Genomic DNA, 18,971 nt, shown 5'->3' with positions numbered 1-18,971 from the left:
TTTCCCTTTTACCCTTTGCCTGTCCTGTCTTCGACCCTGGGCTCAAACCGAAGGGAGCTTGTCGAAGGGAAAAATGCGGGACACGAAGGGTAATATTCGCGGTTTTGGGTCCAGGCACCGCCTGGCGGGTTTAGCGCCGGGCGTGGACTAGCTGCGAGGTCGCCTGCGACCAAACTAATAACTCAAGACTCACCGAATCCGGTTGCCGCGGCGCGGCGCGGCCATTACAATTTCGTTATTTTGTTCTTTGGGGGAAATCATGCTGCCTCGCAGAAAACTAGGCGAAATGCTTCTCGTGCGCGGACTCATCACCAACGAACAGCTCAAAAAGGGACTTGAGAAGCAGGAAGCGGACGGAGGTCGCATCGGCTCGGTTCTAGTGGGGCTGGGCTACCTGGCCGAGGACGAATTGCTGCGTTTTCTCAGCTTGGCGTACGACGTGCCGCAAATCGATCTGCGAAAAACCGAAGAGCAACCGGCCGCGGCCGAGCGACTGCCCGCCCGCCTAGCGCGCGAGACCATGGTGGTCCCGGTCAAAATCGTCGAACGTCCGCCCGATGAGCCCGCCATGATTGTCGCCACACCTGATCCGACTGATTGGGATTCGATGGAAATACTCAAGCAAGCCACCGGGTGTTTCGTCGAACCCTATGTGTGCAGCCACGGCATGTTCGAAGTCTTTTTCCAGGAGGTTTATCGCGACTGCGAAGCGCCGGACTCCCTGCGGATGATCCTTTCCTGCTACAGCGACCAGAATGTTCTATTCGCCCTGTTGCGCACCCTGATCGACAAGAAGGTGATAAGCCTCGCCGACCTTCGCGCCGCGCTGAGAGCAGAATTCGGCGACAAGGAGAACTAACCGGAACACGCGCGGACTTTTCCCCCTGCACGAACCGCAATTTGGTGCTACATTTCCGCGATACGCGTTCGCCGCTTCAGAGAGTGAACGCGCCGGAAAAGGAGTTGCATACAGAATGAAACCAATGAATTTCTGGAAATTGGACCGCCGCGAGTTTTTGCACACCATGGCCGCGGCCGGGGCGCTCGCCGGTGTCGGGCCTGGAGCGGCGCGGGTTGCGCTGGCCGGCAATGTCACCTTCGGCGGCCTGCCCCTGGATGAAGAACTCATCACCAAGCTGCTTAGCAAAGCGATGTCACGGGGCGGCGAATTCGCCGAGGTGTTCGTCGAGGACGGCATCGGCACCAACGTCTCGCTCGATGAAGACAAAATCCGCAGCGCCACCGTCGGGCACAGCCGCGGCGTGGGTATTCGCGTCATCAGCGGCATCAAGGTCGGGTACGCTTATTCCGACGACTTCTCGCCCGCCGCGTTGTTGCGTACTGCCGACGCCGCCGCGATGATCGCCGCCGGTAAGGGCTCGTGGAAGCCGCGGCCGCTGGACGCGCGGATGGCCGCGTCGCTGTCGCCGATCAAAATCAACATCGCGCAGACGCCGGTGAAGAGCAAAGTCGATATACTCAACGCCATGAACGCCGCCGCGCGGGGTGTCGATAAACGGGTGATTCAAGTGATGGGCCGGTTCATCGACACCGCCAAGTACAAATTGATCGCCAATACCGACGGTCTGCTCGTGGAGGACCACGATGTGATGGCCAGACTGTCGGCATACGTCATCGCCAGCGACGGCGAGGATCGGCGCACCGGCTTTTACGGCGGCGGCGGTCGGGTGGGGCTCGAGTTTTATCGTGATTTCGATCCGGAAATGGTCGGGCGCGTCGCGGCCACTTCGGCGGTGGCGACGCTTGGCGCCGCAGAAGTCGAAGCCGGCGAGCAAACCGTCGTGCTGGCCAGTGGTTGGAGCGGGATCCTTTTGCACGAAGCGATTGGCCACGGCCTCGAAGCCGATTTCAATCGCAAAGGCACCAGCCTCTACACCGGCCGTATCGGGCAGACGGTTGCCAGCGAGCATTGCACCGTGATTGACGACGCCACGATTCCCAATGGGCGCGGCTCGTTCAATGTGGACGACGAAGGCGGTCGTCCGCAGCGCAAGGTGCTGATCGAAAAGGGCGTTCTGCGAGGCTACATGGCCGATCGCCTCAACGCCAAGCTGATGGGCACTGAGTCCACCGGCAGCGGCCGGCGCGAAAGCTTCCGGCATTTCCCGATGCCGCGGATGTCCAACACGTTTTTGGCGCCCGGTCCGCACACGAAGGAAGATGTCATCGCGTCGGTCGATAAAGGCATTTACTGCAAAATGTTCGGCGGCGGGCAGGTCGACATTGCCAACGGCCAGTTCGTGTTTGAGGTCTCCGAGGCCTACAAAATCGAAGGCGGCAAGGTGACCGCTCCGCTCAAAGGCGTGACGCTGGTGGGTATCGGGCCCAAAGCGCTGGAGCAGGTGACGATGGTGGCGAACGACGCCGAACTCGATCCGGGTATCGGAACGTGCGGCAAGAACGGCCAATCGGTTCCGGTCGGCGTTGGCCTTCCCCACCTTCGGATCGACAACATGACCGTCGGCGGGTCCAAGGCCTAGGAGGGCGAGACGATGACAAAGAAAGAACTAAGTCGCATTCAAAAACTCGTCGCCAACGTGAAGAAGGCCGGGGCCGACCAGGTCGACGCCTACTACGAATGGGGACGGGAAGCCGAAATCACCGCGCGCGACGGCGCGGTCGAGAACCTCAAACAAGCTACCAGCACCGGCCTGGGGCTGCGCGTTTTTAAGGATAACCGTCTGGGGTTTGGTTACACCTCGGATCTGAGCGACGACGGATTGGCGCGCTTGGCCGAGCAGGTTTTGGCGATCGCCGCCAACACCGCCGACGACAAGAACAACGGCCTTCCGCCCAGCGAGTTGATCGCTCCCGTTAAACGCCTGCCCGACGTGTTCGATCCGCGCGTCGAGGCCCTCACCAACGAAGAGTTGGCCAAGTGGGCGATCGAGATCGAAAAAGCTTCCCTGGCCGGCGATCCGCGAGTCAAGAAGGTGGAAGACGCGGGCGCGGGCAGCTACGTGCAGCGCACGGCCCTGGTCAATAGCGAGGGGTTTTCGGGAACCAGTGAGAAAACCTACGCTTGGCTGTACTCCGTCGTGGTCGGCGAGCAGGACGACCAAAAGCAGTCGGCTTGGTGGTCTGATTTCGCCACGCATCTGGCGGATCTCGACGATCCGGAATCCGTGGCCCGGCAAGCCGTCAACCGCGCCGCTCGCATGCTGGGCGCGCGCAAAATCGAATCCGGGGAGATGCCGATCATCTTCGAACCGGCCATGACCAAGAGCTTCATCCGCGGTCTGCTCGGCGCGATCAACGGCGACATGATTTACAAAAAGAGCAGCTTCTTGCTCGACCGCCTCGGCGAGCAGGTGGCCTCGGAACTGATTACCATCGTCGACGACGGGACGCTCGACCGGCGTACCGGTAGTTGCCCCTTTGACGGCGAAGGATTGACGACCGAGCGCAAGCTGCTGGTAGGTCGCGGCGTGCTCAAGCAGTACATTTACGACACCTACACGGCTAACAAGGCGGGTGCGAAACCGACCGGCACGGCCTCGCGAGAATACAGTTCGCTGCCGGGCATCGGCACGACGAACTTTTTCCTCGAGCCGGGTAAAACACCGGTGGCCGACATGTTCAAGGGGATCAAGAAGGGCTTGTTGATCACCGACATGATGGGCCGCGGCGCCAATACGGTCAACGGCGAGTACTCTCGCGGGGCGAACGGAATACTCATTGAAAACGGCGAATTGACCCACCCGGTACAAGAAATTACCGTCGGCGGCAACATGATCGAAATGCTGCGGGAAATCGACGCGGTGGGCGAGGATATGGACTGGCGTGGAGCTACCGGCGCACCCTCCATCCGTTTTGCCAAATTGACCGTGGCGGGAAAGTGACAGCCAGGACTTGATCGCGACCGATATTCGGTTATCTTGTCCGAATCACCCATCGAGGGGACCCGATTTCGAAACTAAGGAGGATGCTCTAATGAAACGGAATTTGTTCTATATTTTCATGTTGATCGCCGTGTTGTCCTTGTCCTTGACGGTGATGACGGCGTGCGGCGACGACGATGACGACGACGACGACGCGGCCGGCGACGACGACGCCACCGGCGATGACGATGCCGGGGGGCTGACTTCGGAATGCCAAGACTGGTACGAATCGTGTTTCGGAACCAGCCTCGGTGCTGATACATATTGCAGCTCGTTCGGCGATTACGCCCTCGGCGACGGCTGTGTCGAAGCCGCTGCCAACGCTTACCTGGATTGCCTCCAGGATCTGGATTGCAGCGATTTCGGTTCATTGCTCGACGGCGCGCTGGGCTGCGTCAACGTCCTGAGCGATGCCCTCGCAGGCTGCTAAACGAACGTGGCGTAAAACGAAGGCGCCGGCCGGAAGGTCGGTGCCTTTTTTGTCTTGAAGATAATTCGCCCTTCATCGATCACAGGATTCGGTGAATAGGCGGGGTCGCCAGGGGCGGCGTATTCGTATTTTTTCCCGAAAGAGGCAATGCCGTGAGGGGCAGCGTCACCGCGGCCCCGGTGTCAAATGCCCGCTCGAGCGGCGTCGGCGGGAAAGAGGGCTGTCAACCCCGACTCAAAAACAATTATCTAATGGTGTAAATACTAAACAACTACAATGTAAATGGTTGATTGTATTCGGGAAAGTAAATCAAATCTCAATCCTATAGTACGGTTGCATAAATTTTTTGTTGACCTGGGTTTTTTCTCTGTTATAGTATCGCGGGCGCTGGGGATCGGCACAAAAAAGTCGTGATGTCAACCCCTTGGGCCGGCTGAGAAACGGCTGTCTGAAGAAGGATTTGCTTGAATGGCCCATCGTATTGAAGTTCGCCTCAAGCCGCAGTTCAACGACGTGATCGGCGGCAAAACGGCCCGTCAAATTCGGGAAGACCTCGGCCTCAACGTCGAGGGTGTGCGCACCGTGGAGGTGTACACAATTGACCGTCGCTTGACGTCCAAGGTTCTCAAGAAGTTGGCCAAGATCTGTTTCACCGATACGGTGATTGAAGAGGCTTTCGTAGGCAAGCCGGCGGCGCTCGGGCTCAAGTGGGATTGGCTGATTGAAGTCGGTTTCCGGCCTGGCGTCACCGACAACGTGGGTCGTACGGCGCGGGAAGCGATCGTCACGGCCGAGGGCGTCAAGTTTCGGTCTCATGAAGGTGTCTACACGAGCCGCCAATATTTGATCCGAGGCGAATTGACCGCCGCCGAAGCCGAGCGTATCGCTAAGGACGTCTTGGCCAACGAACTGATTCAGCGCTGGACGATTGTTTCCGATCGCAAGTTTGATAAACGCCGCGGCCTAAAGGCCGTGGTACCGAGCGTGAGAATCGACGTCGAGCCGCGAGTCAAGACCGTCAGCCTCAACTTACCGGACGAAAAAATCGAACGCCTCAGCAAGCGTCGTTGTTTGGCGCTAACGCTCCAGGAGATGAAGGAAATTGCGGGCTATTTCGACCGCCCGGAAGTGCGCAAGCAGCGGCGTCGCTACGGTTTGGGCAAGAACCCGACCGACGTGGAACTCGAAGCGTTGGCGCAAACCTGGTCGGAACACTGCAAGCACAAGATTTTCAACGCCGATATCGTTTACCAGGAAGGTCAGCGGCGGGAGACGATCCGGTCGCTTTTCAACACCTTCATCAAGGGAAGCACCGAAAAAATCCGGCAGAAGAAAGGCGCGAAAGACTTCTGTTTGTCGGTTTTCAAAGACAACGCCGGAGTTATCGCGTTCAACGACCGCTTTGCGCTGGTCATGAAAGTCGAAACGCACAACAGTCCCAGCGCCCTTGATCCTTACGGCGGCGCCTTGACCGGCATCGTCGGCGTAAACCGTGACCCCTTCGGTACGGGCGCCGGCGCCAAGCTGATTCTCAATACCGACGTGTTTTGTTTCGCGAGCCCGTTTTTCGACAAGCCGCTCGGTCCGCGCTTGCTGCCCCCCAAGCGGGTTCTCGAGGGAGTGCGCGAGGGCGTCGAACACGGTGGTAACAAATCCGGCATTCCCACCATCAACGGTTCGGTGGTCTTCGACGATCGCTATGCCGGCAAGCCTTTGGTCTTTTGCGGCACGGGCGGCCTGCTGCCCCGTGAGGTCTGCGGCCGGCCCGGCGAGTACAAGAAGGCGAATTTGGGCGACGTCGTCATTATGGTGGGCGGCCGCATCGGCAAAGACGGCATCCACGGAGCGACGTTCTCGTCTGAGGGATTGCACGAAAAGAGCCCGGCGACGGCGGTGCAGATCGGCGATCCGATCACCCAAAAACGCATGACCGACTTTCTCCTTAAAGCGCGCGACGCATGCTTGTATTCTTGCATCACCGACAACGGCGCGGGCGGGGTGTCCTCGTCGGTGGGTGAGATGGCGCAAGATACCGGCGGCTGCGAAATCGATTTGGCCAAGGCGCCGCTCAAGTACGCCGGTTTGCATCCGTGGGAGATTTTGATCTCCGAGGCTCAGGAGCGGATGACCGTCGCCGTGCCGCCGCACAACGTCCAAGCGTTTCTCGATCTTTCCGCCAAGTTCAATGTGGAATCGACGGTGTTGGGCGAATTTACCGATACCGGCCTTTTCCACGTGCTCTATAACGAGGAAACCGTCGGCCTGTTGGATATGGACTTCTTGCATGACGGCCTGCCGCCCATGAAATTGCATGCGGTGTGGAAACCGGTGCGGCACCCCGAACCACGGCCGCCGGTGCCCCGCGATTTGGCCCACGTGTTAATGCGCGTTCTCGGGCGGCTCAATGTGTGCAGCAAGGAGTATTTCGTCCGGCAGTACGACCATGAAGTGCAGGGCGGCAGCGTCGTGAAGCCGATGGTGGGGATCAAGAACGACGGCCCCTCCGACGCGGCGGTCGTGCGGCCCGACCTGGATAGCATGGAAGGCGTCGTGATCGCCCACGGGATCTGCCCGAAATACAGCGACATCGACACCTACCACATGGCGGCCTGCGCCGTGGACGAAGCGGTACGCAACGCGGTGGCCGTGGGCGGCGATGTGGACCATATGGCCGGGCTCGACAATTTCTGCTGGCCCGATCCGGTGCATTCCGACCAGACTCCCGATGGCAAGCACAAGCTTGCTCAACTCGTGCGGGCGAACAAAGCGCTGTACGACGTCACATGCATCTACGGAATTCCGTGCATCTCCGGCAAAGATTCCATGAAAAACGACTACCACGTCGGCGACCTGAAAATTTCGGTGCCGCCGACGCTGTTGTTTACCGTGATCGGACGGATCCCTGACGCGCGCCGATGCGTGACGATGGACTCCAAAAACCCCGGCGATCTCGTGTACTTGCTTGGATATACGCGGGATGAGTTGGGCGGCTCGGAATTCTTCAGCGAGATGGGTTACATCGGCAACAAAGTGCCGCGGTTGGAGCCGGAATACGCGATCGAAATGTACCGGCGTCTGCGCGACGCCATGCGAGCCAACATCGTCCGTTCGTGTCACGACCTGTCCGACGGCGGTTTGGGCGTGGCGTTGGCCGAGACGGCTTTCGCCGGCGGATACGGCATCAGCGCGTACTTGTCGCGGGTGCCCTACGACGGTGTAGAGCGCAACGACTACGTACTGTTCAGCGAGAGTCCGGGACGGCTGCTGGTCACGGTCCGGCCCGAGCATAAAACCGCTTTTGAGGAGCGGATGGTCGATTCGATGTATGCCGAAATCGGCTTGGTGACCAAGGATCCGGTGCTGGAGATCGTCGGCATAAACGGTCGCGTGTTGTGCCGAGTGCCGGTGGCAGAGTTAAAGCGGGCGTGGCAGCGCACGTTGGATTTCTGATAAGGAGCGGCGACGAAGTGGGCGAAATCAAAGCCATCGTGGTAACCGGCAACGGAACCAACTGTGAAATGGAAATGGCGCACGCGTGCAAGCTCGGCGGGTTCGAGCGTGTGGATATTGTGTCCATCTATGAGGTTTTGCGCGGCGAAGTGGATCTGGAAGAGTATCATTTCTTTTGTTTGCCGGGCGGATTCATGGACGGCGACGACTTGGGTGCGGCCAAAGCCGCGGCCGTAACGTGGCGGTACGCTCGCCTGTCTCGCGGCAAGTTGCTGGCCGATGTCCTCAAGCATTACATTGACGACGGCAAGCTAATCATGGGCGTCTGCAACGGGTTCCAGTTGTTGGTTAAACTCGGCTTGCTGCCGGCCACCGGCGGCGCCTATTTCAAACAAACCGCTACGCTAACCTTCAACGATTCCGGGCGTTTTGAAGATCGCTGGGTCATTTTGAAAACGGAGAGGCGGACGCCGTGCGTCTTCCTGAAAAACGTGGAGCACCTTTATTTGCCGGTACGGCATGGCGAAGGAAAACTGATTATCGCCGATGAAGGCGTTCTTGAAACCGTGGTCAAGAAGCGCTTGGGGTGTCTGCACTACGCCAACCTGCAAGGCGACCCGACCGATAAATATCCGGCCAATCCCAACGGTAGCGTCGAGAATATCGCAGCGCTGTGCGACGAAACCGGCCGGGTTTTCGGCCTGATGCCACACCCGGAAGCCTTCCTGCATTACACTAACTTCCCCAGGTGGCAACGTTACAAGACGATGCCCGAGGAAGGCCACGGTGTGCAACTGTTCCGGAATGCTTACCATTACCTCAAACGTCGGTTCTAAGGAGCAGACAATGAGCGATGCGATTATCGCGTCCGTCCTGGGTTTGGACCCGGCGGTCGTAGAAGAAGCGTGGGCTGTCGAAGACGGTCCATACGAAGAAGAAATCCGCGTCATGCAACGAAGTCTGATCGTACTCGGTTTTCCGACCGGCGAACGCGGGCGGCCGTGGATTGATGGCGTGGTCGGTCCGGCGACTCGACGGGCGCTTAAATGGTGGCAGGAGGAAAACGGCCTGGACATAACCGGCCGTTTCGATGACGCGTCACGCGCAAAACTGCTGCAACAAGCCGCCGATCGGCTGCAAAAAATGTCGCACGCGACGCAAATCAGTGTCCGCGGGCAGCTTGATCATGTCCAAAACGCGCATCCGGTCACCGGCAAACACGCTCTGATGTACTATCTCAACGAAGCGCAGGCTCGCGTCCCCGAGCAGCTAGTGCCGGCGTTTCTCGGCCTTTACGTCGCCTTCAATAACGGCGTGGCGGTACCGGGACTCGAACTGGGCGAAATTGTCAGATGCCTGGCGGCGGGCGATGATTTGAAAACGGCGCGGCGCAAGGCGACTCGATTAGGCTTCCTGCAGTTGGCGACGGCGTTTGTGGAAGAGCACGAGCAGCTCGATGCGGAACGAGCGGCGCAGTTCGGCGATCTGGATTACCAGTTCGACATCCTTGCGACCTTGCTCCAAGAAGAGGGAAGTTTGGGCAAAGCGGCCGCGAAACAAGACGCTGACGGGATGGAACGCGCACTGGCCGAGAACGCGGTGGGTTGCGTGACGCCCGCTCCGCAACCGCTGCGCGCGGCGATAGCCGAAATCGTCGAGTGCTTGGCTCGCGAGGGCTGAAAACGGAGCGGTAACGGGCGTTTTTCGCCATTGTCTCCAAAAAAAAGCGGCCTCATTCCTTTACATCCAGGCTGTTTTGCGTAAGGTGTAGGAATCTATTACCCCCAAACAAAGGAACAGGAATGTCAGAAGTAAAAAACGGCGACACCGTGAAGGTACATTACACCGGTACTTTGGACGACGGCTCGGTTTTCGATACGTCCCAGGGCGGCGATCCTTTGGAATTCACGATCGGCGAAGGTCAGATCATTCCAGGGTTTGAGGAAATCGTCGTGGGCATGGATGTGGGCGAAACGCGCACGGGCATGGTACCCTCGGATAAGGCTTACGGCCCGCATCGCCCCGAAGGCGTGGTGAGCGTGGACCGCAGCGTATTCCCGCCGGACATCGATCCGGAAGTCGACCAGGTTTTGGCGGTGCAGGGCGATGGCGGCGAGCGGATCCCCGTGCGAGTGACTGCTGTCACCGAGGCGGAAGTGACGCTGGACCAGAATCATCCCATGGCCGGAAAAGACCTGAACTTCGAAATCGAAGTGCTCGAAGTGTCCTAAGCGAATACACGGCCGATAAGACCGTATGTTGGAAAAGGGCCGGGGCTTTCCCCGGCTCTTTGTTTTTTCGTGCGCGAATGTTCCATTCGGATGTATCATTGTGCCGGACATTTTGGAGTGCTGAATGCGGGCAACCTACCTCCCACTGCTCGCCTTGTTGGCGCTTGCTGTGCTTGTCGGCGCGGCGTGTGACAGCGGCGAAGATGACTCGGGCACGAGCGGCTCCGACGACGATGACGATAATGATAGCAACGATGATGACGTCTGGGGCGATCCCGGTGACCTCAATGTCGTCGAGTACGACGAGCTTGGCGGCGAACCGCCCTGTGAGGTTTGGGACACCTGTGTAGACGACTATTTTGCTTTCCTTGATATCGCCGCGGATTTTGCGCGTCCCCGCTCCCACGAGGCTCTTGAAAACGAAATCGCCGCCAATTGGCTGAACGGAGAATTCCCTCCCGATCTCGACACGACCGAATCGCAGACCGAGGGCATCATACGCGAAGCGCTCAACATCGATTTCTTGCGCGAGGGCATCGCCGACAGGTTGCTGGAAGTTGCGCGAATCAATCAACGCAAGCGCGGCGATTATTGGGAAGAGGAACTGCTGTTTTCGGATCCGTATGTCGGCACTTTTCACGGCGTTCTGTGGCTGCCGGCCGGCACCCCGCCGTATCCGGGAGTCGTGGCGATTCACGGCCATGACGAGACCAGCGCCGGCGATTTTCTTGAAGGGTACGAATTCGAACGTTACCCCAGGGCGGGCCTTGCGGTTTTGGCGATCTCGATGCGAGCCAACGGCGCGACTCAGAGCGAAAGCGACGTATCTTGGGCGATGCTGGAAAACGGTTTCACATTGCTTACCATGCGCAATTACGAAACTCTTCTTGCTCTGAAATACTTGAAATTCCGGGAAGATGTGGATGCCGAAGCGATCGGGCTGATCGGTCACTCGGGTGGCAGCGTGGGCAGCAACTTGACCATCCGCCACGAGAGGGCGTTTGCCGCGTATGTATCGGATGAAACGGCGCTTTTTAGCTATTACAGCACCGCGACTGGCTACGTGTTGGACGAGACGATTCCCGACCTCGCGCCCTACGCGTACCCCATCGACAATCTAACCCATACCGCCGTGCCGACGATGCAGGTGCCGTACGGATACGGAGCCGAGCACGAACGTATCCTGGATTTCTGGGAGCGGCACTTGCGGTAGTCTGCGGAAAAAAAGAATTTTTCGCTTGCATTCGCCTCTGTTTTTCATTATTTTATGCGCCCCGTGCATCTTCAGGGTCAGGCGGGACCTAAAGCCCGTCGAATGAAACTGAACGAACTTTTGGCTGAAGCGGCGTTGGCCCATTTCGCCCCGGTGGCGTCGTTGAGGCACTTTTCGTTGCGTAAGGAGACAGGGGCATGAAGACCTTTAGTGCGAAACCCGGCCAGGTGGAACGTGGCTGGTACGTAGTGGATCTCGACGGCGTGGTTCTGGGTCGCGCCGCCAGCGAAATCGCGAAGATCCTCCGCGGCAAAAACAAAGCGACGTTCACGCCGCACGAGGATGTGGGTGATTTCGTCGTCGTCATCAACGCTGAAAAAGTGCGGTTGACGGGCCGGAAAGTGGAACAAAAGACGTACTACCGCCACTCAGGATACCCCGGCGGAATCAAATCAATGAACGCCAAACGGATGTTGGAGCGCAAGCCCGAACATCTGATTCGGCACGCGGTCAAGGGTATGCTACCCAAGAACAATCTGGGCCGGAAATTGTTGACAAAACTCAAGGTATATGCCGGCCCCGACCATCCGCACGAAGCGCAGCAACCTGTGCCGCTAGAATTGAATTGAGGAGAAAGCGATGGCTGACAACCAATATTACGGCACTGGCCGACGCAAGACCTCGGTAGCCCGCGTTTATATCGCGCCCGGCTCCGGCGTTATCCAGGTGAACAAGCGTACGTTCGAAGATTTCTTCCAGCGCGAAACCGCGCGGCAACTAATTCAGCAACCCTTCGATATCACCGGCACGAACGGAAAATTCGACGTGAGGGTGATCGTGAGGGGAGGCGGCATTAGCGGCCAGGCCGGTGCAGTGCGGCACGGGATCTCCCGGGCCTTGATCGTCTACAACCCGGAGTTGCGTACGCCGCTGAAGAAAGCCGGCATGCTCACCCGCGATGCTCGGATGGTCGAACGGAAGAAATACGGACGCCGCAAGGCGCGTCGTCGCTTCCAGTTCAGCAAACGCTAAGCCAAGCACATCTGCGATCCGATTTTTCGAAAGGGGCCTGTTGGGCCCCTTTTTTATGGTGCGCCATCGGGCAGGGAGATCGGCGCCTTTTCTCCCGAAGCCGTTTTCCAAACCCGCTCTTTTGCCGCGCGGGCGCCTTGGGCTAGAATAGCGGCACGGGAAGGCCGGGAAGCGGCGTTTCCGGAACGATGGCAGGGAGTTCGTATGCGCCAGGGAATGTACATCGTGTTCGTTTTGCTCTTGGCTTTCGTCGTGGCTTGCGGCACGGCCGAGGGGCGCTACGACGGCGACGCGATCGATACCGGGGGCGACGATGACGGCGGCGTCGGTGACGACGACGCAAGCGGTGTTGACGACGATGATGACATCAATCCGGAGATCGAGAATTTTCAGTGGGTCGACGCCGACGGTAACGAGGTTCAGCTCTACGATTATCTGGGCAAAGTCGTGCTGCTGAACACCGGAGCCTTTTGGTGCGCCCCATGTAAAGAGGAAGCGCCGAGCCTGCAAAACGACATTTGGGAAGAATACGGCGACGAAGATTTCGTGCTCATTTCGCTGATCGTCGAGGACGCCGCGTACAACCCGGCCACGCCGCAAACGGCGGCCGATTGGCGCGGGGAATTCGGCCTCGATTTTGTAGTGTGCGCCGACCCCGATTGGAGTTTGCGACCGTACTTCGAAAAGGAAGTGATCCCCTTCAACCTCTTACTGACGCGCGACTTCCAAATCGAATTCGTCACCCACGAATACGACAAGGATGTTTTGTCGCTGCTGATCGAGGACTTACTGTAAATTGTGAACGGCACCTTTCTGCGCCGAAGCCTGCTGCCGCTTTTCCTTTTCGCTTTCGTCTTGGTTCGCCTTGTCGTCCTTTTCTACCCCGATTCCGCCGGGTGGGCGGCGGTTGATGACGAACTGCCCACCGGCAATATCGCCGTGGATGTCGGTCGCGGCTTGTTGCTGCCGGCCCCCGCCTATCAATTCAAACCCTTTGCTGCCGGGACGATGATCGAGGGGTTATTGTCGGCGCCGTGGCGCTGGTTGTGCGGGCCGAATTTGCTGGCCCTGAAAGCGGCGGCGATCACGATTCACTTATTGGCCTTCTGCTTCTGGTTTTGGGCGCTGTGGCGCATCGGCGGACGCGTCGCGGCGATCGTCTACGGCGTGCTGGCGGTGTTCCCCCCGCCGGCGTGGCTTCATTTGACGCATACCGCATGGGGCAATCACGCGGAGCAAAGCCTCTTTGTCGGCGTGATCTTGTTCTTGCTGGTAAGCGCGTGGCGACGGCAGCGCGAGGGCCTCGGCAACGGGCGATCTTTCTTGCTGGGTTTGACGGCGGGCTGCGCGACGTATTTCGCCTATTCGGGCGCGCCGACGATTCTTTGGGTGTTGGTGATGGTGGCGTGGATCGGCTCGTGGCGGCGGTTGCCGGCGGCGTTGGGAGGCGTGTTCGTCGGCTTGGCCCCGCTTGTGTGGTCGGCGTCGTTTTTCGGTTGGCGGGCGCTGGGCCGCATCGACACCTACACGGGTTATGCGGCGGGTGAGATGGTGTCGATCCGACAGTATTTTCTGGAAAGTGATCTCGGTTTTATTCCCGTCAAACTGTTGCGGCTGTTGGTCGTGGATTTGCCTACCGCCTCGTTGTATCGGGCGGCGTGGGGCCGTTGGTTGTTTTTTGCGCTGACACTGGCGGCCGTGGCGGTGATCGCGATTTGGGTGCGGCGGATCGTCAAAGACGACACGACGCGGGCGCGCGCGGCGATAGGTCTGCTGGTGTACGGCGTGATATACGGCGGCGTGCTCGTGTTCTCGGGCTTTCGCCTCGGGCAGGCGCCGGTCACCGTCGGCCCGATTCACTACATGGAATTTCGATACCTCGCGCCGCTTTTCCCGGTGGCGCTGGCGGCCCTCGCCTTGGGCGTGCAGGCGCTTTGGGATTGGCTGCACGACCGGTGGGCGCCGCAACTTGCCCTCATCGGCGTGGCCGTCGTTTTGATGCTGGCGCTGTCGCTGCCGTACTACGGTTCGCTGCGACGACCCGAGGCGTACTCGCCGATTGTGCTGCAAGTGCGGGGTGATTCCTACGGGCATGTCGTCGAGCGCCTGGCGGTGGCCATCTCGCGCAATCGCCTGCGGCGAGCCGAGAAGGTTGAAGCCGTGGAGCGCTTGTCGCCGGACCACCGGCGTCTGTTTTTCGAAATGCTCGGCAAGACCGGGCCGACCACGTTGCCGCTGGCCTACAAGCTGGCGGGAGAAATCGACCCGCTGTATGCCACCGACGTGGCGCGGGGATTCGGGCGGCATCAGGGTGCGGCGCTTGCCGAACTCCCGCCGGATCGGGTCGCGGATCGACTGCTCCAATACGTGCGCGAAGATCCACAGGGCGACGCCGAGCATCGAGCAGCGTTGATGGAGGGCCGGGGCATTGGCTACGCCCGCCAAGCGCGGTTGGCGCCACGGCGAATCCTGGGCGCGACAGGGGCGCTGGCGGCGGCGGATCCGGCGTCGTACGAAGCGTGGTGCATGGGGGTGGGCCAATTCGCCGGCGCGACGCTCAGTGTTGACTTGGGAGGTCTTAGAGGAATGCCGGCATGTATGTGGCGGGGTTACGGCAAGCAAGCCCGACGCAATGCCGAAAACGTGTTATTATCCAAAGAACCGATCGCCCCGGCGCTCCTGCACCCTGAAAAGCAGATTCGCGCCGCCATATTCGCCGGTTATCGCGAAGCCGGCGAGCTTTAGGTGGAGAAGCCGTGACGTCCTGGAAACGCACCGAAGATTTGTTGCGCCGACCCATCGAGCGCATCAGTTTCATCTATCCGCCCTACGGCCCGGTGAAAAACGAGCCCGGCATCAAGGCCGTCAAGGAAAACTACGGAGTATTCCCGTCGTTGTCGTTGGCATATGTTGCAGGCTTGGCCGAAAAGTTGGGTTGTGAGATTCAATTCATCGACGCCAACGCGCTGGAGTTGCCGCTTTCGGAGACGATTCGACGCGTGCGCAATTTTCAGCCGGATATGCTGGCGTTTACGGTCACCACGTACCTGTTTTATCAGACCTACCTGTGGGTCAAAGCGTTGCGCGAAGCCGTGGGTGCGCCCACGTTGTTGGGCGGCGTGCACATGGGCATCTACCCGGAGGAAACCTTTAGCCATCGAGCAATCGATTTCGGCTGCACCGGGGAAGCCGAGATGGTACTGCCGGAGTTTCTGGAGACGCTCAACCGAGGCGGCGACCTGGCGTCGGTCAAGGGCGTGATTTGGCGCGACGGCGACCAAGTGGTCGTCAACGAGTTTCCGGATTTGCTTTACGATGTGGACAACGTGCCCTTTCCCGCGCGCAACCACCTGCCCAACGACCGCTACTACAGTTTTATTAGCCAATTTCGCAACTTCACGCCGCTGATCACCAGTCGCGGGTGTCCGTTCCGGTGCATCTTCTGCGAGCAGGGGGGCTTGCCGTTTCGCGGCCGTAAGCCGGAGAACGTGGTGGACGAAATCGAGGAGTGCTACCACGTGTACAAGGTGCGCGAGTTCGATTTCTTCGATTCCTCGTTCACCGTCGACAAGAAACGCGTCGTCAGAATCTGCGAAGAAATCAACCGCCGCGGCATTCACGTCGCGTGGGCGATTCGCAGCCGGGTGGACTTGGTGGACGAAGAAATGCTCGTCGCCCTGCGCAACGCCGGCTGCAAGCGGATCTACTACGGCATTGAGTCGTCGAGCCCGAAAATCCTGGAAACGCTGCGCAAGAAGACGAATCTCGAGCAGATTCGCGAGGTCATGTTCCTGACGCGCAAACACAAGATCGACACCTTCGGCTACTTCATGGTCGGCAGTCCCGGTGAGACACCGGAGACGATACAAGATTCCATCCGCTTTGCCATCGACCTCAAGCTGGACTACGCCCAGTTCTCGAAGGTGACGCCGATGCCCGCCACCGAGTTGTATCGCATGCTGCTCAACGAAGGTCAGCCCGACTATTGGCGGAAGTATATTCTGGACCCCGGCAACGAAATCTTCGTGCCGCGCCCCGGCTGCGACCTGAGCGAAGAGGAAATCCAGCAGTGGACCCGCCGCGCGTATATTCGCTTTTACTTCCGGCCGCGTTATATTGTGAAAGCGCTGTTGCGATTGAAAAGCCGGCACGAACTGAAACGCTCCGTTCGCACCGCGTGGTCCATGCTGACGACGAACATGAGCGTGTTCGGTCGGTACTGGACGAAGAAAATCCAATACTAGTTTTCCGGCAAAGGGTAAACATGCTTCAGAAATTGCATCTCGTTCCCGAGGTGCCCGCGTCGACGCCGATCTCCTTTGACCACGACATCTTGATTAACAAGCTGCTGCAGCAGGCGCCGCCGGTCACGTCGGAAATGACCTTCTCGAACTTGCTGACGTGGTCGGGAACGCACCCGCTCCTGTTGTCCCGCGTCGGCAACACCTTGTTGCTGTGGCGCGGTCCGGCCGACCAGGGACTACTGTTGACGCCACTGGGAGAAACCCTAGACCGCGAAGGCGTGCGCCGCGCGTTGGCGTGGGCCGAATCGTTGGGCGGCCCGTCGCGTTTCGCCCGCGTTCCGGAGCAAACGGCGGCGGCGTTGCGGCAGGCCGAGCCCTCCCTGGCAATGGTTGCTGATCGGGATCACGCTGATTACGTTTACTTACAGACGGACTTAGCGAATCTGGCGGGGCGCAAATTCGGCAGCAAACGCAACCTGATCAAGAAATTTTCCCGAAGCGTCGCCGCTTCGTTCCGTGAAATTGATGACGAACTCGTGGCCGCGTGCCTGGAAATGCAGCGCGAATGGTGCGAGCACAAAAGTTGCAGCGAGCACCCGGATCTCGACGCCGAGGACCAGGCCGTGTTTCGAGCCCTCGAACAGTGGGACCACTTGCCCGTGTTCGGCGGGGCGCTGGTGACCGACGACGAAGCGCGACGGGTGATCGCCTTCAGCGTCGCCGAAGCCTTGGGGCCGGATACGGCGGTGATCCACTTCGAGAAAGGCACGACGATGTATCCGGGCGTCTACCAGGCGATCAACCAACTGCTCTGCAAGCGCCTGCTGGGCGAATTCGAGTTCGTCAATCGCGAACAGGACCTGGGCGTTCCGGGTTTGCGCAAAGCCAAAGAAAGCTACCAACCGGTGCGGTTGGTGGAAAAATATACGTTGGAAATGGCATAAGCCGGCGAGGCCGGCCGAAGGAGGAAGCCGGATGGACGCGCAAGTGATCCAGTTGCTGCAAAAACGGCACGCCACGCGGGCGATCGACTCCGAAAAACTCCCCGATGAATTCGTCACGACGCTTATCGAAGCCGCGCGCCTGACGCCAAGCTGCTTCAACAACCAACCCTGGCGTTTCCTTTTTTTGCTATCGGACCAAGCGCTTGAAAAAGGCGCGGCCTGCCTGTCCAAGGGCAACGAACCCTGGGCCCATCGCGCGCCGCTGTTGATCGTCGGCTACGCCGCCAAGGAAGACGACTGCCAAATCAAAGACGGTCGCGAGTACTATCAATTCGACCTGGGCATGTCGGTCATGAACATCATGATGGCGGCCACGGAACTGGGGCTCGTGGCGCGGCCCATGGCCGGTTTCGGGCCCGATGCCGTGCGCGAACAGTTCGACATTCCGCCCGGCGCGGAGCCGCTGGTGATGATCGCCGTCGGCCGACCCACCGACGATGAAAGCCACTTGCCCGATCACGCGAAGGGAAAAAGCGCCGAGCCGCGCCAACGCAAAGACGCAACGGAAATCGTCACCCGGCTGTAACGGGTGCCCTCGTAATAAAAACACAGAACCTCGCGGAGGAAAACTAATGGCTACCGACAACGAACGCGCGCTGGGCATGCTGCAAACGGCGCTGGAAATGGAAGAAAAAGGCTTTGCCTTCTACGAAAAAGCCGTCGGCGAAACCGGCAACGAGCTGGGCCGCAACATCTTCACCATGCTCAAGGAAGATGAACTGGTCCACGTCGAGCGCATCAAGACAATCTACGCCGAAATCAGCGGCGGAGGCGGTTGGAACGACGAGTGGAAGACCGTCGCCGCGCCGCAACGCGACCTCGGCCAAATGTTCCGCGACATGGCCTACAAACATCGCGGCACCATCCAGCCGCAAACCTCCGATTTGGATGCGCTGCAAGTCGGTATCGACTTCGAAGCACGCGCCGTCGCGTTCTACAAAGAACACCTGGCCGACGCCGCCGACGAACTGGAAATCGAATTCATCAAGGAAATGATCGCCGAGGAAGAAACGCACCACGAATTGCTGACCGATATGAAACTCTACCTTAGCGATCCCGACGCCTGGTTCCGCGAAAAAGAAAGATCCCACGTCGACGGCGCCTAACCAGGCTGAGCCTGGACCCGAAACCGCGTGCATTCGGCGACGTCATTGTCACGGCGACCGCTCCCGCTGGTCGCTCGGCGAGCTTCACATTAAACCGTCGGGAAAAACCCAGGGATATGTACTTGTTACGTGTCCCGGTTCTTTCCGGGATGGTTTGGTCTGGATCCCCGCCTGCGCGGGGATGACGTTTGTGGCAATACGGGTCTAGGTGAGAGGGCCATCTGGATCCCCGCCTGCGCGGGGATGACGGGGATGACGCGGATGACGAAAGAAGGATTGTCGGCACCACGGACGCCGCCGCTTTTGTATCCTTTCGTCCCGTCATTCCCGCGTAGGAAGGATTGTCGGCACCACGGACG

The 18,971-nt window shown here is 59.4% G+C and carries 17 protein-coding genes; all 17 read left to right on the top strand.

Annotation, left to right across the window (positions count from 1 at the left end; genetic code table 11):
• The first annotated feature begins 259 nt into the window (after positions 1-259).
• The 17 genes from P9L99_02605 (at position 260) to P9L99_02525 (ending at position 18,612) form a co-directional block, all read left to right on the top strand.
• Entirely contained in the window at positions 260-859 is a 600-nt protein-coding gene (locus P9L99_02605) for a hypothetical protein (protein MDP8222226.1), read from the top strand.
• 124 nt (positions 860-983) lie between these two features.
• A complete protein-coding gene (locus P9L99_02600; protein ID MDP8222225.1) occupies positions 984-2,501 on the top strand; it encodes a TldD/PmbA family protein in 1,518 nt (505 codons plus the stop codon).
• 12 nt (positions 2,502-2,513) lie between these two features.
• The gene (locus P9L99_02595; protein ID MDP8222224.1) at positions 2,514-3,863 is read left to right on the top strand and encodes a TldD/PmbA family protein; all 1,350 of its coding nucleotides are present in this window, start codon (positions 2,514-2,516) and stop codon (positions 3,861-3,863) included.
• Positions 3,864-3,954: 91 nt separating this feature from the next.
• A complete protein-coding gene (locus P9L99_02590) occupies positions 3,955-4,332 on the top strand; it encodes a hypothetical protein (GenBank protein ID MDP8222223.1) in 378 nt (125 codons plus the stop codon).
• A 468-nt stretch (positions 4,333-4,800) separates the two neighbouring features.
• Positions 4,801-7,782 (top strand): AIR synthase-related protein, encoded by a 2,982-nt coding sequence (locus tag P9L99_02585; protein MDP8222222.1) that lies wholly within the window; start codon positions 4,801-4,803, stop codon positions 7,780-7,782.
• A 17-nt stretch (positions 7,783-7,799) separates the two neighbouring features.
• Positions 7,800-8,618, top strand: a complete 819-nt coding sequence (locus P9L99_02580; GenBank protein MDP8222221.1) for a phosphoribosylformylglycinamidine synthase subunit PurQ — start codon at positions 7,800-7,802, stop codon at positions 8,616-8,618.
• Between the two features lie 10 nt (positions 8,619-8,628).
• Positions 8,629-9,462, top strand: coding sequence for a peptidoglycan-binding domain-containing protein (locus P9L99_02575; GenBank protein MDP8222220.1), 834 nt, complete (start codon positions 8,629-8,631; stop codon positions 9,460-9,462).
• Between the two features lie 122 nt (positions 9,463-9,584).
• Complete coding sequence (locus tag P9L99_02570; protein MDP8222219.1) at positions 9,585-10,013, top strand: peptidylprolyl isomerase; 429 nt, start codon at positions 9,585-9,587, stop codon at positions 10,011-10,013.
• 124 nt (positions 10,014-10,137) lie between these two features.
• Positions 10,138-11,226 carry a hypothetical protein gene (locus tag P9L99_02565; protein MDP8222218.1) on the top strand — a complete coding sequence of 363 codons (1,089 nt, stop codon included), beginning with the start codon at positions 10,138-10,140 and terminating at the stop codon, positions 11,224-11,226.
• 197 nt (positions 11,227-11,423) lie between these two features.
• Entirely contained in the window at positions 11,424-11,855 is a 432-nt protein-coding gene (gene rplM / locus P9L99_02560) for a 50S ribosomal protein L13 (GenBank protein ID MDP8222217.1), read from the top strand.
• A gap of 10 nt (positions 11,856-11,865) precedes the next feature.
• Positions 11,866-12,258: a 30S ribosomal protein S9 gene (gene rpsI / locus P9L99_02555; GenBank protein MDP8222216.1), complete on the top strand. Its 393-nt coding sequence runs from the start codon at positions 11,866-11,868 to the stop codon at positions 12,256-12,258.
• Between the two features lie 204 nt (positions 12,259-12,462).
• Complete coding sequence (locus P9L99_02550) at positions 12,463-13,053, top strand: TlpA disulfide reductase family protein (GenBank protein MDP8222215.1); 591 nt, start codon at positions 12,463-12,465, stop codon at positions 13,051-13,053.
• 3 nt (positions 13,054-13,056) lie between these two features.
• Positions 13,057-15,003, top strand: a complete 1,947-nt coding sequence (locus tag P9L99_02545) for a hypothetical protein (GenBank protein ID MDP8222214.1) — start codon at positions 13,057-13,059, stop codon at positions 15,001-15,003.
• A gap of 11 nt (positions 15,004-15,014) precedes the next feature.
• On the top strand, positions 15,015-16,502 hold the full coding sequence (locus P9L99_02540; protein MDP8222213.1) for a radical SAM protein: 1,488 nt from the start codon (positions 15,015-15,017) through the stop codon (positions 16,500-16,502).
• Positions 16,503-16,522: 20 nt separating this feature from the next.
• Positions 16,523-17,446, top strand: a complete 924-nt coding sequence (locus P9L99_02535) for a phosphatidylglycerol lysyltransferase domain-containing protein (protein ID MDP8222212.1) — start codon at positions 16,523-16,525, stop codon at positions 17,444-17,446.
• 31 nt (positions 17,447-17,477) lie between these two features.
• The gene (locus tag P9L99_02530) at positions 17,478-18,032 is read left to right on the top strand and encodes a nitroreductase family protein (protein ID MDP8222211.1); all 555 of its coding nucleotides are present in this window, start codon (positions 17,478-17,480) and stop codon (positions 18,030-18,032) included.
• Positions 18,033-18,078: 46 nt separating this feature from the next.
• Positions 18,079-18,612, top strand: a complete 534-nt coding sequence (locus P9L99_02525) for a ferritin family protein (GenBank protein ID MDP8222210.1) — start codon at positions 18,079-18,081, stop codon at positions 18,610-18,612.
• Positions 18,613-18,971: the final 359 nt, after the last annotated feature.

This window comes from Candidatus Lernaella stagnicola (assembly GCA_030765525.1).
Classification (GTDB): Bacteria; Lernaellota; Lernaellaia; order Lernaellales; family Lernaellaceae; genus Lernaella; species Lernaella stagnicola.
The sequence above is the reverse complement of the archived record's forward strand: the minus strand, read 5'-3'. Positions and strand labels throughout refer to the sequence as shown.

Bases quoted from the DNA above. Each gene is read 5' to 3' on its own strand.
- P9L99_02605 (MDP8222226.1), top strand. From the start codon at position 260: ATGCTGCCTCGCAGAAAACTAGGCGAAATGCTTCTCGTGCGCGGACTC.
- P9L99_02600 (MDP8222225.1), top strand. From the start codon at position 984: ATGAATTTCTGGAAATTGGACCGCCGCGAGTTTTTGCACACCATGGCC.
- P9L99_02595 (MDP8222224.1), top strand. From the start codon at position 2,514: ATGACAAAGAAAGAACTAAGTCGCATTCAAAAACTCGTCGCCAACGTG.
- P9L99_02590 (MDP8222223.1), top strand. From the start codon at position 3,955: ATGAAACGGAATTTGTTCTATATTTTCATGTTGATCGCCGTGTTGTCC.
- P9L99_02585 (MDP8222222.1), top strand. From the start codon at position 4,801: ATGGCCCATCGTATTGAAGTTCGCCTCAAGCCGCAGTTCAACGACGTG.
- P9L99_02575 (MDP8222220.1), top strand. From the start codon at position 8,629: ATGAGCGATGCGATTATCGCGTCCGTCCTGGGTTTGGACCCGGCGGTC.
- P9L99_02570 (MDP8222219.1), top strand. From the start codon at position 9,585: ATGTCAGAAGTAAAAAACGGCGACACCGTGAAGGTACATTACACCGGT.
- P9L99_02565 (MDP8222218.1), top strand. From the start codon at position 10,138: ATGCGGGCAACCTACCTCCCACTGCTCGCCTTGTTGGCGCTTGCTGTG.
- rplM (MDP8222217.1), top strand. From the start codon at position 11,424: ATGAAGACCTTTAGTGCGAAACCCGGCCAGGTGGAACGTGGCTGGTAC.
- rpsI (MDP8222216.1), top strand. From the start codon at position 11,866: ATGGCTGACAACCAATATTACGGCACTGGCCGACGCAAGACCTCGGTA.
- P9L99_02550 (MDP8222215.1), top strand. From the start codon at position 12,463: ATGCGCCAGGGAATGTACATCGTGTTCGTTTTGCTCTTGGCTTTCGTC.
- P9L99_02535 (MDP8222212.1), top strand. From the start codon at position 16,523: ATGCTTCAGAAATTGCATCTCGTTCCCGAGGTGCCCGCGTCGACGCCG.
- P9L99_02530 (MDP8222211.1), top strand. From the start codon at position 17,478: ATGGACGCGCAAGTGATCCAGTTGCTGCAAAAACGGCACGCCACGCGG.
- P9L99_02525 (MDP8222210.1), top strand. From the start codon at position 18,079: ATGGCTACCGACAACGAACGCGCGCTGGGCATGCTGCAAACGGCGCTG.